Origin of the sequence: Luteolibacter yonseiensis (assembly GCF_016595465.1) — a bacterium.
GTDB lineage: Bacteria > Verrucomicrobiota > Verrucomicrobiia > Verrucomicrobiales > Akkermansiaceae > Luteolibacter > Luteolibacter yonseiensis.
On record NZ_JAENIK010000004.1, the window covers coordinates 457,755 to 474,685 of the forward strand.

General features: G+C 61.8%; 13 protein-coding genes. 10 read left to right on the forward strand and 3 right to left on the reverse strand.

All coding sequences use genetic code 11. The features are described 5' to 3' along the window. The first annotated feature begins 58 nt into the window (after nucleotides 1-58). Together JIN84_RS03510 and JIN84_RS03515 are read left to right on the forward strand one after the other, a co-directional pair. Nucleotides 59-1,801 (forward strand): tetratricopeptide repeat protein, encoded by a 1,743-nt coding sequence (locus JIN84_RS03510; RefSeq protein ID WP_200349621.1) that lies wholly within the window; start codon nucleotides 59-61, stop codon nucleotides 1,799-1,801. Nucleotides 1,802-1,871: 70 nt separating this feature from the next. Continuing rightward, nucleotides 1,872-2,885: a metallophosphoesterase gene (locus tag JIN84_RS03515; protein ID WP_200349622.1), complete on the forward strand. Its 1,014-nt coding sequence runs from the start codon at nucleotides 1,872-1,874 to the stop codon at nucleotides 2,883-2,885. 48 nt (nucleotides 2,886-2,933) lie between these two features. Here JIN84_RS03515 and rfbB read toward each other — a convergent pair whose 3' ends face one another. Further along, the gene (rfbB, locus tag JIN84_RS03520; protein WP_345715830.1) at nucleotides 2,934-4,010 is read right to left on the reverse strand and encodes a dTDP-glucose 4,6-dehydratase; all 1,077 of its coding nucleotides are present in this window, start codon (nucleotides 4,008-4,010) and stop codon (nucleotides 2,934-2,936) included. A 119-nt stretch (nucleotides 4,011-4,129) separates the two neighbouring features. Here rfbB and JIN84_RS03525 point away from each other — a divergent pair, with 119 nt between their 5' ends. The 7 genes from JIN84_RS03525 (at nucleotide 4,130) to JIN84_RS03555 (ending at nucleotide 11,395) form a co-directional block, all read left to right on the forward strand. Beyond that, nucleotides 4,130-4,900 (forward strand): ABC transporter ATP-binding protein, encoded by a 771-nt coding sequence (locus JIN84_RS03525; RefSeq protein ID WP_200349624.1) that lies wholly within the window; start codon nucleotides 4,130-4,132, stop codon nucleotides 4,898-4,900. Continuing rightward, nucleotides 4,897-6,513, forward strand: a complete 1,617-nt coding sequence (locus tag JIN84_RS03530) for a hypothetical protein (RefSeq protein ID WP_200349625.1) — start codon at nucleotides 4,897-4,899, stop codon at nucleotides 6,511-6,513. The genes JIN84_RS03525 and JIN84_RS03530 overlap by 4 nt, the downstream gene beginning before the upstream one ends. Nucleotides 6,514-6,622: 109 nt before the next feature. Next, nucleotides 6,623-7,249 (forward strand): hypothetical protein, encoded by a 627-nt coding sequence (locus JIN84_RS03535; protein ID WP_200349626.1) that lies wholly within the window; start codon nucleotides 6,623-6,625, stop codon nucleotides 7,247-7,249. Continuing rightward, nucleotides 7,246-7,758, forward strand: a complete 513-nt coding sequence (locus tag JIN84_RS03540) for a type II secretion system protein (RefSeq protein WP_234043162.1) — start codon at nucleotides 7,246-7,248, stop codon at nucleotides 7,756-7,758. Before JIN84_RS03535 ends, JIN84_RS03540 begins: the two co-directional genes overlap by 4 nt. Before the next feature lie 13 nt (nucleotides 7,759-7,771). Next, the gene (locus JIN84_RS03545; protein WP_200349628.1) at nucleotides 7,772-8,668 is read left to right on the forward strand and encodes an ABC transporter ATP-binding protein; all 897 of its coding nucleotides are present in this window, start codon (nucleotides 7,772-7,774) and stop codon (nucleotides 8,666-8,668) included. Between the two features lie 194 nt (nucleotides 8,669-8,862). Next, nucleotides 8,863-10,488 (forward strand): murein biosynthesis integral membrane protein MurJ, encoded by a 1,626-nt coding sequence (murJ, locus tag JIN84_RS03550; RefSeq protein WP_200349629.1) that lies wholly within the window; start codon nucleotides 8,863-8,865, stop codon nucleotides 10,486-10,488. A gap of 58 nt (nucleotides 10,489-10,546) precedes the next feature. Next, nucleotides 10,547-11,395: an ABC transporter permease gene (locus JIN84_RS03555; protein WP_200349630.1), complete on the forward strand. Its 849-nt coding sequence runs from the start codon at nucleotides 10,547-10,549 to the stop codon at nucleotides 11,393-11,395. Between the two features lie 6 nt (nucleotides 11,396-11,401). Here the strand turns inward: JIN84_RS03555 and JIN84_RS03560 are convergent, their stop codons facing one another. Then, complete coding sequence (locus JIN84_RS03560; protein WP_200349631.1) at nucleotides 11,402-12,403, reverse strand: hypothetical protein; 1,002 nt, start codon at nucleotides 12,401-12,403, stop codon at nucleotides 11,402-11,404. Nucleotides 12,404-12,512: 109 nt separating this feature from the next. Then, entirely contained in the window at nucleotides 12,513-15,806 is a 3,294-nt protein-coding gene (carB, locus tag JIN84_RS03565; RefSeq protein ID WP_200349632.1) for a carbamoyl-phosphate synthase large subunit, read from the reverse strand. A 264-nt stretch (nucleotides 15,807-16,070) separates the two neighbouring features. On the opposite strand from carB, the gene menB reads away from it, so the two are divergent. After that, complete coding sequence (gene menB / locus JIN84_RS03570) at nucleotides 16,071-16,886, forward strand: 1,4-dihydroxy-2-naphthoyl-CoA synthase (protein ID WP_200350018.1); 816 nt, start codon at nucleotides 16,071-16,073, stop codon at nucleotides 16,884-16,886. Nucleotides 16,887-16,931 lie beyond the last annotated feature (45 nt).

The following is a 16,931-nucleotide window of genomic DNA, read 5'->3' on the forward strand; positions in this document are numbered from 1 at the left end:
CCGGCGATAGAGCCCGCCCTTCCCGAAAGTTCCCACCACCCGAACCCGTTTGCCCCATATGAGAATCCGCTGTTCGCTGCTCGTCATCGCGCTCCTGTGCGCCGGCGGCCAGGCCCGGTCACAGAACGCGAATCTGGAGGCCTTGGTGAAAAAGGCCCGGACCGCCATGACCGCGGAACTCTGGGAAGAGGCTCTGGACCTGAACAAGCGGGTGATCAGCCGCTTCGGCCAGGATAATCCCTACCGTCTCTATGGCGCGCAGTTCGGCACCGTCTATTACCGCAAGGGACTGTGCGAGATGAAGCTCAAGCGCTGGGAGGACGCCATGCGCTCGTTTGAGGATTGCTACCAGAACTTCCCGAACAGCGGCCCGGATCAGAACAACATCTATCAAAAACTCGCCCTGTTGAAATGGGGGGAGTCCGCGATGGGCGCTGAGAAGTGGGAGCTGGCCCTCAGCCGTTTCACGAAGTTTTCCGACGAGCGGAACACGGAGCAGGACGTTTTCCCCCAGGGCTCCTTCCACATCAATCTCGCGATCTGCCACTACAAGCTCGGGCAGGTCCCGGCGGGCAACGACCACCTCGAGATCGCCATCCGCAACAAAACCAACTTCCCCACGCCGGAAACGGGCATCGTCGCCGGATTCCAAGCCATGATGGAAACCGCCATCGCCGCACGTGACGAGCAGGTGCTGCTGGATTTCATCGTGAAAAACCGTGGTGAGCTCATCATCCCGCAGGCGGAGATGGAGAAATTTTCCGGGGTGTTCCTCAAGCTCGCCGGGGACGCGCTCACCGCGGGCATGACACGCTCCGCGCTGGCCCTCTACCAGTTCGTGCCGGATACCGGGGAGGATTCCACGGAAGCCATCAAGCTCGCCGCCCTCGCCCTCATCCACGAACAAAGCGGCAACGTGCGGGGAGCCACCGCCGCCTATCTGCAGATCGTCCGCTATTTCCCGAAGACGGCGAACCGGGAGAACCATCTCTACCAACTCGTCCGCACCGCCTCCCTGATCGGCGAGCACGAGATCGCGGAGAACGCCGCAGGCGACCTGTTGCGCGAGTTTCCCGCTTCCGGCCATCTCGCGGAAGTCCGGGACGCGGGCATCGGCTTCCCCGACAACGGACCTCCCGTCGAGTTCACCGTGCCGGACAAGGCGGACTTCGCCTTGAGCGCCGTCCCGGGGATCGACGGATTCGTCGCGGCCATCGATTTCTTCCAGGGGCGCAAATATTACGAAGCGAAGGCGGCGTTCACCCGGCTGGCTTCGTCCCCGGGTGAGAACGGCATTCTGGCGAAATTCTATCTGTGCGAATGCCTCCGCAAGATCGGGGATCTGGACGGGATGCTGAAAGAGCTGCCGTCCGTGGGGAAAAGCGCCAGCCTTGGCCCGCGGCGGCTGCGGCAGTTGGAGATCGATACCCTCTGGGACGCGGTGCGGCACAAAAACTGGAAGGACCTCGCCTCCCTCGCCGCCAGCCGCGACAACGAACGCCTGCCCAACGACCAGCGCGCCCAGGTCGCCCATTGCCACGGCCTCGCCCTCGAAGCGCTCGGCCAGCCTTCGGAGGCGCTCAATGCCTTCAACACCGCCATGACGGCGGACGCCGGAGCCTCCGAGGAAATCGCACGGGACGCCGCCATGCACGTCCTGCGCATCCTGCTGGCGGATCCTGAATCCAAAACCCCCGGCACTCCCAAACAGAAGGAGGCGGCCGCCGTCGCCACGCTTTTCGAATTCTCCCTCGGTGCCGGAATGCCGCTGCCACACGAATTCCGCGTGTTTCTCAAATGATGCTGCCGTAGCCCGGAACCTCCCGCGTTCCCTGCAACTTCCTTCCGTTTTCCACCGTTCAATCCACACCATGTCACCCGATCCGACCATTTCCCGCCGCCGCATGCTCAAGACGCTGTTCTGCTCCAGCGTTGCCATGCAGCTCAATCTCGCGCCGGAGGCGGCCGCACAGGCACGCAGCAAGATCGGCTCGCTCGGCGCGCTGGACCTGCTCGCCATCGGCGATTTCGGCACGAACGACGATCGCCAGAAGGCCGTCGCCCGTGGCATGGCCCGCTATACCGAAGGCTTGGGCAAAAAACCGGACGGACTGCTGCTGCTCGGCGACAATTTCTACGGCTCCATGAAGGACGGTCTGAAATCGGAGCGCTGGGAGACCGGCTTCTCCGATGTCTTCCCTTCCAAAACCTACCCCGGTCCCTGCTGGCCGGTTCTCGGCAACCACGATTACCACGACACACCGGGCAACGAGCTCGTCCAGCTCGGCTACGCCGCCTCGCTCAAGCGCAGGACCCGCTGGACCATGCCCGGAAAATACTACCGCGTGGACCTTCCCGCGGTGAATCCCCAGGTCACGATGCTCATGCTCGATACAAACTGGCAGAAGATCAACAGCCGCATCCACGGCGACCGTCCCTGCTGGATGAGTCCGGAGGAAAAGGACGCCCAGATGGTCTGGTTTGAAAAAGAACTCAACTCCCCCCGCGCTCCCTTCACCATCGTCGTGGGCCATCACCCGATCTATTCCGAAGGCAGCCATGGCGACACCTCGATCCTGGTGAAGGAGGTCGGCCCGTTGCTCGAAAAGCACGGCGTCCACCTCTACATCGGCGGGCATGACCACGACCTCCAGCACCTCGAACTCGAAGGGCTGAAGACCTCGTTCGTCGTTTCAGGCGGGGGCGGCGCGCGCCTTCATTCCCATGACAAGATCCGCGGAGGCTCCACGGTCTTCGACGCCCACGGATTCTCCCACATCACCCTCGCGGACAACCGGCTGCAACTCCGCCACGTGGACTCCAACGGAAAAATCCTCCACGCCTTCAGCAAGGGCGTGAAGCATGACTGGAAAGTGGAGGCGTGACCACCGGAGGGTCGGACTACGGCCGACCTTTCCATCGGGGCCGGCCCGTCACTTGTCACCCTGCGCAAGCCTCCCCAGCCGCTCCCCATGGTAGGGTCCCTCTTCGATGTGTCTCACCCACTCATCGTTCGCGAGATACCACTCCACCGTCCTGCGCAGGCCCGAGGGGAAATTCTCCCGCGGTGCCCAGCCCAGTTCGGTTTCAATCCTCGATGGATCGATGGCATAGCGCAGGTCGTGTCCCGGCCGGTCCTGCACGTGGATGATCAGCTCGTCCGCCGGCCGGATGCCCGGCACCCGCTCGCGCACCGCTTCGACCAGTTCGCGCACCACGTCGATGTTCCGCATCTCGCACTTGCCGCCGATGACATAACATTCACCGCGTTTCCCATGCCGCATCGCCGACACCAGTCCCCGGCAATGATCCTCCACATACAACCAGTCGCGGATCTGGCTGCCATCTCCATAAATGGGCAGGGGCTCGCCTTTCAGAACCTTGCCGATCATCAGCGGCAGCAGCTTTTCAGGAAATTGATAGGGACCGTAATTGTTGGAACAATGCGTCGTCACCACCGGCAGCCCGTAGGTGTGGTGGTAGGCCCGCACCAGATGATCGCTTCCCGCCTTCGTCGCGCTGTACGGACTGTTCGGCGCATAACGCGTCGTCTCGCAGAACGGCGGGTCATCCGCTCCCAACGAACCGAAAACCTCGTCGGTGGAGACATGAAGGAACACGCGGTTTTCCCCACCATGCTCCAACAGATAGACCCGGAAGGCCTCCAGCAGCCGGTAGGTCCCCACGAAGTTCGTCATGATGAACTCCTCCGGATTGTCGATGGAGCGGTCCACGTGTGATTCCGCGGCGAGATGCATGATCGCGTCGATTTCGTGTTCGCGGAGCAGCCTTCCCACCAGTTCCGTATCACAAATGTCACCCTCCACCAGCACGTGCCGCGGATCGGATTCCAGGTCCGCCAGGTTCATGCGGCTCCCCGCATAGGTGAACTTGTCGAGGGTGACGACCCGCTCCACCGGGGTCTCCGTCCCGGACGATGCCTCCCCCAACAGATGATGCACGAGGTTCGAGCCGATGAATCCGGCCCCTCCGGTTACGAGAATTCTCATCATTTCCCGCAGTCTGCAAAAATCCCGCCTCAGGGGGAAATCCAAAGTGTGACGGAATGGACCTCCGGCTCCAAGTTTCACCTCGTCATCCCGCCCCGGAGGGACCAGAAACATGGAGCATGATCTCGCTCCATTCGCTCACGAAACATTTCGGGCAACAGGTCGCGGTGGATGGATTGTCATTGGAAATCCCGGCGGGCCAGATCGTCGGACTGCTCGGCCCGAACGGGGCGGGGAAATCCACGACGCTCAAGATGCTCACCGGCATGCTGGAGCCCACCTCCGGCACGGCGGCGATCTGTGGCCATGACCTGCGGTCGGAACCCATGGAGGTGAAACGCAAGGTGGGATTCGTCCCGGACTCCGGCGCGGTCTTCGAGTCACTGACAGGCCTGGAGTATCTGGAAATGATCGCCGCGCTCTACGGCATCCCGGCCGGGGCCGCGCGCGAACGGATCAAGCAGTTCCTCGCGTTTTTCGATCTGGGATTCGACGTCCTGACAGACAAGCTGCTCGGTGCGTATTCCAAGGGCATGCGGCGCAAGGTGGTCATCACCGCCGCGCTGCTGCACAATCCGCCCGTGGTGTTTTTCGACGAACCGCTCGACGGGCTGGACGCCAACGCCGCCGTGGGATTCAAGACGCTCATCCAGACACTCGCGCGGGAAGGCCGGACCATTGTCTACAGCTCTCATGTGCTGGATGTGGTGGAGCGAGTCTGCGACCGCGTGATCATCATCGACAAGGGGCGTGTCCTGGTGGACGGAGCGCCGGACGAGCTGGTGAAATCCCACGACGCACCTTCACTGGAGCGTCTGTTCACCCGCCTGACAGGCGGTGGCGATGTTGAACAACGGGCGGAGGATTTCGCAAAGACCTTCCGCGCATGAGTGCGGCTTCTGTCACGGATCCGCAGTCGAAGGTGTTGCGCGGGCTTTACCTGAAGTTGTTCCTTCGCGGGCGGACCTCACGCGGCCTGGACTCCAGACAGTTGCCGAAATCCGTGACCAAACGGCTGGCCGCCACCATGCTGTTTTATGCCCTCGCCGGCGGCATCTGTCTGCTGTGGGGTGATACGACTCTTTTCAGCCTCTCGCTTTACCTCCATGCCTCGACACTGATGTTCATCGGCATGTTCGTCGCCTCCTCCGCCGGGGAGGTTTTGTTCAACAAGGACGAGGCGGAGATCCTGCTGCACCGCCCTGTGAATCCCCGCGCCATGTTGTGGGCGAAAATTTCCGTGTTGCTGCAGGTCTCGTTGCTTCTCGCGGTCGCTTACAACGCACCGGGAATGTGGAAAGGCTCCTTCATGGGGATCTCCCACCCGCTCTACGCCGTCGCCCACGCGGTTTCCACGGTGATGGAGGCGTTTTTCTGCACCGGCAGCGTGGTGGTGATCTATCAGCTCTGCCTGAGGTGGTTCGGCCGGGAGAAACTTGATGGACTGATGACCACCGCCCAGGTGGTCATGACGCTCGTGATCGTGGCAGGCAGCCAGGCCGCACCGCATCTCGCGCGATACCTGCCGGGCGATGTGAGGATCACCGGGGACACCTGGTGGTTTTTCCTGCTGCCACCGGCATGGTTTTCCGGCCTCGACGAGGTGCTCATGGGACGCGCCACCGCCAGCTCGTGGGCTCTGGCCATTTGCGGTGCGGCCGTCACGGGTATCACGCTCGCTCTCGCGTTCGGGAAACTGGCCGGCAGCTATCAAAGCGGGCTGCGGATGCTCAACGAGGAAAAGGCGATGAAACCCCGGGTCGCGGGAAAGGCGAAGCTGCTGGACCGCCTGCCCGCCCTGCCTTTGCTCCGCTGGTGGTTGCGCCATCCGCTGGAGCGCGCCGGATTTCTCCTGACCGCCGCCTACATGCTGCGCGACCGCGATGTGAAACTCCGGCTTTACCCCGGCATCGCTCCGATGATGATGATGCCCGCCATTTTCCTGATCAACGGCGCGCGTGGCCGGACGGAGGATTTCATGATCCTGATGGCGGGCAGCTATCTCCCGCTGGTGCCGATGATGGGCATGAGCCTGCTCAGGTTTTCAAAGGACTGGCAGGCCACCGACATCTTTCACGCGACTCCCATCGCCGGGCCGGGCCATCTGATCATCGGGGCGAGAAAAGCGGTCACGTGTCTGCTGGTGGTGCCCGCCGTCCTGGTTGTGGCGGCGGTTTGCTGGTGGATCACCGGCAGCATCAGGTCGCTTGAATCCATCCTGCCCGGCCTGCTCGCCCTGCCGATCTATTCCCGCATCCTCGCCTGCAGGGCGGAGCATCTGCCACTCTCCGTCCCCGGGGAGGAGGCGAAATCCGCGGGACGGGGACTCTACGTCATGCTTGGCATGTTCAGCGCCCTCGCGATCGGTGGCGTGGCGGCCGTGGCGAAAAGTTATGGCTACCTTTACCCGCTTCTCGCGGTGGAGTTCCTCGCAACCTGTGTCTTCGCGGTACTGCTGGATCTGAAGGTCGGACGGTTGGCGTGGACGGCCCGGAGTGAATGATTGGGGAGGGCGGGCGCATTCTTCCGCTGATCATCAGGGACGAAGTGCCCATGCCGTTATTTTTTTGTCCACTTGCACCCCGCATTTCATCGCCTAACCTCCGGGTGAAATGGCACGCAGGGATGTTTTCATAAAAGCCACGGTCGTTCTGCTCCTTGTCTGGGGCTGCGTCTGGGGCGTCCGCACCTACGCGGGATCCCGGAAAATCACCGCCGAACGGATCGACCGGGAAATTTCCGACGCCCGCTTCGCCGACTGGTCGGAAAACGACCGGAACGACACCGCCGAGGCCGCCCGCCGGGAAACCGAACTCCGCAGGATCGCGGATCTCTTCAACCGGCTCGACTTCCAGGAACGCGAGAAGAACCGCGAGAACCGTGGTGGGGAGAAGTTTTTCCGCACCCTGTCCGCCAGGGAAAAAGGATTGTTCATCGACCTCACCATCATGGAATCCATGAGCCGCTTCATGGAATCGCTGGACGCGATGAAGCCGGAGCAACGGAAAAAATTCGTCGAACAGGGGCTCAAGGAAATCAGCGAAGGCCGCACCCAGGAGGAGATGGCCCGGGCGGACGCCCTCGGTGCGGACCTGCTGGACAAGATCAGCGAGCAAGGCATGAAGGCTTATTTTGAAAAATCCAGCGCGGACACCAAACTCGATCTCGCCCCCCTGATGGAAGCGATGAACGAGACCATGCAAGGTCTCCGTGGCAACGAATTCCGCCCCCGCCAATGATGAAACGCTCCGGATTCACCCTCATGGAAATGCTGGTGGTGCTCGCCATCATCGGCGTTCTCGCGGGCATCGCCTACCCCGTCTCCCGCTCGATGCTGGGGAAAGCCCGGGAAACCGCATGCCTGACCAAGCTCCGCTCGGTCGGAGCCGGTCTCCAGAGCTACCTGCAGGAGCACAACAACATGATGCCGGAACTCGCCCAGGGCCGTGCGACAAAGACCGATGAGCAGCCGGTGCTGGAAACCGTCCTGCTTCCCTACCTGGAATCCGCCGAGGCGTTCCACTGCCCTGCGGATCAAATGGAGTTTGAAAAAACCGGTTGCAGTTATTTCTGGAACTCCACCCAGAACGGACTGCATATCTCGAAACTCGCCATCTTCGGCATCAAGGACCGCCCGGACAAGGTGCCGCTCATCTATGACAAGGAAGCCTGCCATCCGAACAAGGTGAACTTCCTCTACGCCGACATGAGCAGCTCCAACACATTCCGCACCGTCGTCGGCAACTGATACCCGTCTCCCCATGCTGGTCGCCAACAACCTCTTCAAGAAATTCGCCGGGAAACCCGCTCTCGCGGATGTTTCGTTCCACGTCCGGCCTGGCGAGATCTACGGCTTGCTGGGTCACAACGGCGCGGGGAAAAGCACCTCGCTCGGCATCATCCTCGGCATGGTCATGCCGGACCAGGGCGATGTCACCATCGGTGGGATCTCCGTGCTCAAGGACCGGTCCAAGGCCTTGCGGAAGGTGGGTGCCATTTTCGAGTCCCCCGCCTTCTACGACTACCTCAGCGGCTGGGAGAATTTGAAGATCCTCATGAGCTATTCCGGCGGCTTTGACGAAAAAGCGGCCCGCGCCGTCATCGACCGGGTGGGCCTGACGAAACGCGTGCATTCCAAGGTCCGCACCTACAGCCACGGCATGCGCCAGCGGCTCGCCCTCGCGCAGGCGCTTTTGCCGGAACCCGAGGTCCTGCTGCTGGACGAACCGACCGACGGACTGGATCCGGAGGGAATCAAGTGGTTCCGGGAATTCATCCTCAACCTCCGCGACGAGCGGGGCATGACGGTCCTGTTCAACTCCCACCTGCTGGGCGAGGTGGAACTGATGTGCGACCGCGTGGCCATCCTCCGCGAGGGCAGGCGGGTTTTCGAAGGCCCCGTGCAAGGACTGCATGACGACACCCCGGTCTTCGAGGTGGAGCTGGAACCCTGGGGCACCGCCTGCGGCATCATCCACTGCCTCGGCGGAGAGATCCTGGCGGACAGGCGCATCGCCCTCAAACCCGGAGCGGACCCGGCGGCGCTGGTGGAGAAACTCGTCGGGGCCGGAGTCCGCGTCCGCGCGTTTTCACCGGTCCGCCGCTCGCTCGAGGATCTCTACATGGAAATCCTCAACGGCGCGCCCAGCCCGAACTGACCTTGCGCCCCACAAGGAGCGGCGGACTCCGATCCGCCACATTCATGGGTGGCGCATGAATCCGACATTCGCTCCCCGGCATCCTCCCCACCGGCTTGGGAGATTCCTGGATCCCCCTCCCTCGATCCTCGAACCGATAAATCCGTCTTGGCATCGCGGGCCGGATGGCGATGCTTCGCCCGCATCCCACCGACATGGCCGCCACCCCAACTCCACCCGCCAAAGCCGTTCGCGGCGGCGCGGTATTCGTCGCCGCCGGGATTTTCCTGAGCCGCATCGCGGGATTGGTGAGGACCCGCGTCTTCAACCATTATTTCGCGGGAACTCCGGAAGGGGACGTGTTTACCGCAGCGATGCGGATCCCGAACTTCCTGCAGAATCTCTTCGGCGAGGGCGTCCTCTCCGCCTCCTTCATCCCCGTTTACGCACGGTTGCTGGGTGAAAAACGTGGGGTGGAAGCGGATCGGGTCGCAGGAGTGATCGCGACCTTGCTGGCCATCGTCACCTCGCTGCTGGCCTTGGCAGGGATGCTGCTTTCGCCCTATCTGGTGGCGGTCATCGCCGGGGGCTTTGATGGTGCGAACCGTGAGCTCACCGTCCAATGCGTGCGGATCGTTTTCCCGGGAGTGGCTCTTTTGGTGATGTCCGCATGGTGCCTCGGAGTGCTCAACAGCCACCGCAGGTTTTTCCTCTCCTACGTCGCCCCCGTCATCTGGAATCTGTCCATCATCGCCGCGATGTGGTGGTTCGGAAGCAGCCAGTCGCTGGATCAGCTGGCGAAAACGGCATGCTGGGGATTGGTGATGGGCAGCTTTCTCCAACTGGCGATCCAGTTGCCCACCGTGCTGAAACTCGCGCCAGATCTCAAATTTTCCGCCGAGTGGGCATCTCAAAATGTCCGCACCGTGCTGGGCAGCTTCAGCTCCGTGGTAGTCAGCCGCGGAGTTGTTCAAATCAGCGCCTTCATCGACAGCGCGATCTCGACCCGCCTGCCGTGGGGGGTCGTCTTGCAGCTGGCGAACGCACAGATGATCTACATGCTGCCGGGAAGCATCTTCGGGATGTCCGTATCCGCCACAAGTCTCGCGCGGATGTCCCACGAACGCGGCGAGGAAAGCGACCCGGAAACCGCGAATCAAAATCTGCGACGCCATCTCGACCTCAGCCTGAAACAGGTCGCTTTTTTCATCGTCCCCTCCACCGCCGCCTTCATTTTCCTGGGAGACATCATCGCGGCCGCCCTCTTTCAAACCGAAACCGGCAAGTTCGGACCGGTGCAGGCCCGCTTGGTCTGGTTCATGTTGGCGGGCAGCGCCGTCGGACTGCTCGCATCCACACTCGGCCGGCTGTATTCCTCCACATTCTACGCCCTGCAGGACACCCGCACCCCGCTGCGTTTCGCACTGGTGAGGGTGGCTCTGACAACGGCGCTCGGATGGATCGGCGCGCTGTATGTTCCCGGCTGGCTCGGCATCGATGAAAGTTGGGGAGCCATGTTCCTCACCGCCACCTCGGGCATCGCCGGGTGGGTGGAATTCTCCCTCCTCCGCCGCGCTTTGAATGCGAAAATCGGCAGGACAGGAATCGAAGCCTCATTCCTTGTCCGCCTCTGGCTGCCCGCTCTCGCCGCCGCGGCGGGTGGCTGGGCGGTGAAGCTGCTCGCGGAACATTTCCAACCGGCCCTCCATCTCCATCCCATCATTCTGGCGGCCATCGTCTTCGCCGACTTCGGTGTGATCTATTTGCTGGGCACCTTGTGGTCGGGAGTTCCCCACGCCCGCGATCTGGTTGGCTCCGTCACCCGCCGTTTCCGCCGCTGATTTGGGAAAATCCGACACCGGACGTTGTTAACGGGAAATCCTCATCCATACTGCGGCCATGCTTTTCCTCCAACAGCTCCGTTGCGAACTGCGGAAACTCTTCGCACGGCCCCGCACCTGGATGGGCTACGGGGCGTTCATCCTGATGGAGGCGGTCATCCTCATCGTCTTCAAACTGGAAGGCACCCAGCGCTACATGCGGCGCATGATGGAGACGAACGGCCTGGAATTCGGCAGCTACTACAGCTCGCTGACGATCACCTTCTCCATCATGCTCTTCAGCATGTTCATGCTGGGCTCGATCTATTTCGCGCTGGTCGCGGGCGACATCGTCGCGAAGGAGAATGAAGATGGCAACCTGCGCATGGTCTTCGCCCGGCCCATCAGCCGGCTTCGTTTGCTGGGCGTGAAATATGTCGCCACGGCGATCTACACCTTTTCCTTCGTCTTCTTCGTCGGCATCACCGGTTACGGAATGGCGGTGGCCGCCGTCGGACGGGCGGGCGGTCTTTTCGTCATGGAGCCCCAGATGAAGGTCTTCGCCGCCTATCCGGACTGGTGGGAGGGCGCGGCCAGGCTTTCACTGGGCGCGGCGGGCATCGGCATCAGCATGATCACGCTGTCGTCCATCGCCTTCATGTTCTCCTGCTTCAGGATCAAGCCCGCCGCCGCGACCATCGTCACGCTGAGCATCCTCTTCGTGGATTTCATCCTCCAGCGTTTCCCGTTTTTCAAACCCTACGAAGCCTACTTCGTCACCTGGCGCATGAGCGCCTGGGTCTTCCTCATGGAACAACACCTCTCATGGCCGAAGATCATCGAATCCTACGCCTTCTTGTTGGGACTGAACACGACGCTTTTCATGATCGGCTGGCTGTCGTTCCAGACGAGGGATTTCAAGACTTAGGGCGGATCATTCATTTACCAGAGATCCATCATTTTCAGATAAGATCTCTTCTGCCTCCATATCGGATCGCGTTTCCCGCCCGCCGCGGCGGGACAGCCTCTCGGCGGTCGTCGCTTCAAGGAAGTCCAACCGTTCCCGGGATTCGTCTGGTGAGCCTTCCAACAAACTTTCAAACCAACCTTCTGGAAACTGACGGTCACCCGGGAGGCTTTCGAAGTGTGACAGCAGCCATTCGCCCGCCTTCTCGGGATCAATTCTTGCAAAGCTCGATGTGATCATGCCCAAGGATCCTTCTTCGATTGCGGAAACGACCGTCAGCGCGTCCGCACCGCTGTCAACCAAACCGAGAGCAGGATCAGCAGAGACCTCCAAGGCGTCGGAACCACCTGATCCGGGCTCGAGCCTTTTTGGTTTTTCAACTCCCACATGTTCCACGATCCATCCGCTCCCGCCCAACAATTGGTCGATGGAACCGATCGTGATCGCCATTGAGTCCGTAACACCGGTTTCCGTCGGGAGATCGGCAAGGGGTGGCTGAATGACCCCGGAACCGATGATGATTTTCAGGCCTTCGGTGGCAGGGCGGCGTTCCTTTTTGTCAGGGATGCCATCACCGTCATCATCCTTGTCGACGGCGTCGTTTTTCCCGTCGCCATCACGGTCTTTATCCAACTTGTTTTTGATACCGTCGCCATCGATGTCATTCTCGTTTGCGGCGTCGTCGTTCCTGCCATCGCCGTCGATGTCCAATTCCTGCGGCGAGTCGTTGGCAAAACGATCCCCCACATAAAGCCCCTTGAACGGACCACGGCGGCAGACACCACCATCCACATTCCGGTCTTTTCCGTTGGGGATGCCGTCGCCATCCACGTCCGTGTCGTTGATATTTGCCACGCCGTCCCCATCCAGGTCCGCCGCTGCCACACGGGTTCCGGCAGTCGCAAGACCTGCGGTGAGAAGTGTCGCCAGCGCGACACTGGCGAGAGGCTTGAGGAGGGAGGGTTTCATGGCGTCCGGCAGGCTGCTAGAAAGCAACTTGCTGCCTGCATCATGGATGCCCCGGGTGAGTGCTGTCGATTTCAAAATAACACCATCCCCGGGCCCCGGCCTGCGGATTTCAAGCGTGATACTCCTGGATGCTCTTCACCGTGAATTCCTTCTCCTTGAGCGAGCGCATGGCTTTCACGGATGCTTCCGCGGCGGCGAGGTTCGTCGCGTGGGAGATCTTCTGGGCGATGGCGGTGGAGCGGATGAGGATCTCGTCGGCGCGGGACTCGTGGGTGCTCGGGGTGTTGATGATGAAGTGGATCTCGCCGTTCTTCATCATGTCGATCACGTTCGGACGGGCCTGCTCGAGAACCTTGTAAACCCGGCTGCATGGAATGCCTTCGGCGGTGAGGCGGGTGTGGGTGCCACCGGTGCTGTAGACCTTGTAGCCGAGTTCCACCAGGTCGCGGGCGACCGCGACGGCGCGCTCCTTGTCGCGGTCCGAGACGGAGAGGAAGACATTGCCCGAGGTGGGCAGCGGGTTGAAGGCGGAGATCTGGCTCTTGGCGTAGGCCATGCCCCAGTCGGCATCGATGCCCATCACCTCGCCGGTGGATTTCATTTCCGGGCCAAGGACGATGTCGATGCCGGGGAAACGGTTCCACGGGAAGACGGCTTCCTTCACCGAGAAATGCGGCGGGATGATCGTCTCGGTGTAACCGAGGTCCACGAGTTTCTCACCGACCATGACCTTCGCCGCAAGCTTGGCGAGGGAAACGCCGGTCGCCTTGGAGACGAATGGCACGGTGCGGGAGGCACGCGGATTCACCTCGATGACGTAGAGCTGCTCGTCCTTCACGGCGAACTGGATGTTCATCAGGCCGCGCACGTTGAGTTCGCGGGCGAGGTCGATGGCCGCGCGGGTGATTTCCGCCTTGATTTCGTCCGAGAGGGAAAACGCGGGAATGACACAGGCGGAATCGCCGGAGTGGATGCCGGCCTGCTCGATGTGCTGCATGATCGCGCCGACCACGGAGGTTTCGCCGTCGGAAATGCAGTCCACGTCCACTTCGGTGGCGTTGTCGAGGAAACGATCCACCAGCACAGGGCGCTCCGGCGAGGCGATGACGGCCTCGCGCATGTAGCGGGTGAGTTCGGAATCGCAATAAACGATCATCATGCCGCGGCCGCCGAGCACGAAGGACGGACGGACCAGCACCGGGTAGCCGATGCGGTTGGCGATGACGAGAGCCTCCTCCTCATTGGTCGCGGTGCCGGCTTCGGCTTGTTTGAGATTGAGCTTGTCCAGGAGGGCGGAGAAGAATTTGCGGTCCTCGGCCTGTTCGATGGATTTCGGCGAAGTGCCGATGATCGGGACACCGTGGCGTTCGAGGTCCGCGGCAAGGTTGAGCGGAGTCTGGCCGCCGAACTGGACGATGACGCCGTGCGGTTTTTCCTGATCGCAGATGTTCAGCACGTCCTCGAGGGTGAGCGGCTCGAAGAAGAGCTTGTCCGAGGTGTCGTAGTCGGTGGAGACGGTCTCGGGGTTCGAGTTCACCATGATGGTCTCGTAACCCAATTCTTTGAGGGCGAAAGCGGCGTGCACACAGCAGTAGTCGAACTCGATGCCTTGGCCGATGCGGTTCGGTCCGCCGCCGAGGATGATGATCTTCTTCTTGTCCGACTCGCGGGCTTCGTTCTCGTCGCCGTAGGTGGAGTAGAAATAAGGGGTGTAGGCCTCGAATTCCGCCGCACAGGTATCCACAAGGCGATAGGTCGGGATGATTCCCTTCGCCTTGCGCTCGGCGCGGATGGTGTCTTCGGTCGGGATGTCCACCATCGCCGGTTCCGGCTCGGGACGGGGAGGCGCACCGGCGGGCTGGTCGGTCTCGCCGTGGATGGAAACGTCGTGAATGGCGGGTGCGTGGGCACGGGCCTTCGCGATCTGGCGGTCCGAGAAACCGAGCTTCTTCGCACGCTTCAAGTCGAGCGTGGCGAGTTGCATGCCCTCCTTGGCAATCTGCTGGAGGTGGCCGAGGAACCATGGGTCGATGGAAGTGGCGTCCTGGACTTCTTCCAAGGTCCAGCCATGAACGAACGCGGTTTGCAGCCAGAAAATGCGCTCGGCATTGGGAATCTGGAGCTTGCGGGTGATTTCCTCCTTGGTCGGAGCCAGAGGCTCCTTGCTGTCGAAGCCGAATCCCCAGCGGCCCGTCTCCAGAGAGCGCAGGCACTTCTGCATGGACTCCTTGAACGTGCGGCCGATGGACATCGCCTCACCGACGGACTTCATGGAGGTCGTCAGGACGGAATTCGCGGTCGGGAATTTTTCGAAGGTGAAACGCGGGATCTTCGTCACCACGTAGTCGATGGTCGGCTCGAACGAGGCGGGTGTCTCGCGGGTGATGTCGTTCGGCAGTTCGTCGAGCGTGTAGCCGACGGCGAGCTTGGCGGCGATCTTCGCGATGGGGAATCCCGTGGCCTTCGAGGCCAGCGCGGAAGAACGCGAGACACGCGGGTTCATCTCGATGACGATCATGCGGCCGGTTTTCGGGTCGGTGGCGAACTGGATGTTCGAGCCGCCGGTCTCCACGCCGATCTCGCGGATGACCGCGAAGGACGCGTCACGCATGATCTGGTACTCGCGGTCCGTGAGGGTCTGGATCGGAGCCACGGTGATGGAGTCGCCGGTGTGGACGCCCATCGGATCGAGGTTTTCGATCGAACAGATGACCACGCAGTTGTCGGCGCAGTCACGCATGACCTCCATCTCGTACTCTTTCCAGCCGAGCAGCGATTCGTCGATGAGCACCTCGGAAACCGGGGAAAGGTCCAGCCCGCGGGTGATAATCTCCTCATACTCCTCGCGGTTGTAGGCGATGCCGCCTCCCTGGCCGCCGAGCGTGAACGCCGGGCGGATGATGAGCGGGAAGGTGCCGATTTCCTCGGCCACCTTCTTCGCCTCGTCCATGGTGTGGGCGATGCCCGAGCGCGGCATGTCGAGGCCGATCTTGATCATCGCTTCCTTGAAAAGGTGGCGGTCTTCGCCCTTGTCGATCGCGTCCGGCTTCGCACCGATCATGCGGACGCCGTATTTTTCCAGCACGCCGGACTTGAAGAGCGACATGGAGGTGTTCAGCGCCGTCTGCCCGCCGAGCGTCGGCAGCAGGGCGTCCGGTTTCTCGCGGATGATGATTTTTTCCACCACATCCGGCGTGATCGGCTCGATGTAGGTGCGGTGGGCGAACTCCGGATCCGTCATGATGGTCGCCGGATTCGAATTCACCAGGACCACCTCGTAACCCTCTTCCTTCAATGCCTTGCAAGCCTGCACACCGGAATAGTCGAATTCGCAGCCCTGGCCGATGACGATGGGGCCGGAGCCGATGACGAGGATTTTGCGGATCGAGGTGTCTTTGGGCATGGTCGTGAGAAGGTTCGGGAAACCGCCGCCGGGCGGCTAAATTTCGAGGTGTGTGGCAGGGTTCTCGCACCTTGTAAAGGGCGGGATGCGGGTAAGATAAGCCTTAAATAAATTTTTTACGCCCCCCCGGGCATGCTTGGGCACCAATCTGTCCCCATGGGGTATGGGGAGCCCGCTCCATGGCTGGCCACGGAATCCCGTGATCCGCACTTTTCCTCACCCTCCGGGTTGCAGCCCGCGGACGGATCGTCCAAGCTCGCCGCCATGTGGACCACCGTGCGCGAATTCGAGGACATCCGTTATGAAACGACGGATGAGGGCAGCATTGCGAAGATCACCATCAACCGGCCGGAAGTCCGCAATGCCTTCCGCCCGCTGACGGTGAAGGAAATGCTCATCGCCTTCGACCTCGCCCACGAGGATCCGAAGGTCGGCGCCATCATCCTGACCGGTGCCGGAGACCTGGCCTTCTGTTCCGGTGGCGACCAGAAAGTCCGTGGCCACGCCGGCTACATCGGCGAGGACGGCATTCCCCGCCTCAACGTGCTGGATCTTCAAAAGAAAATCCGCTCCCTGCCGAAACCGGTGGTCGCCATGGTCGCCGGATTCGCCATCGGCGGCGGACATGTCCTGCACATCGTGTGCGATCTCACCATCGCCGCGGACAACGCCCGCTTCGGCCAGACCGGCCCGAAGGTCGGCTCCTTCGACGGAGGCCTGGGTTCCAGCTATCTCGCCCGCATCGTCGGCCAGAAGAAGGCCCGCGAAATCTGGTACCTCTGCCGCCAGTACGACGCCCGACAGGCGCTCGACATGGGCCTCGTCAACACCGTGGTCCCGCTCGCGGACCTGGAAAAGGAAACGCTCCAGTGGTGCCGCGAGATGCTCGCCCACTCGCCGCTCGCCCTGCGCTGCCTCAAGTCCGCCCTGAACGCCGACTGCGACGGCCAGATGGGTCTTCTCGATCTCGCCGGAAACGCCACCCTGCTCTACTACATGAGCGAGGAAGGCCGCGAAGGAAAACAGGCGTTCATTGAAAAGCGGAAACCGGATTTCTCGAAATTCCCGCGCGTGCCGTGAAGCTCGCCCAGCCAAGTCTCCTTGAACGTTCTCATCGCAACACGA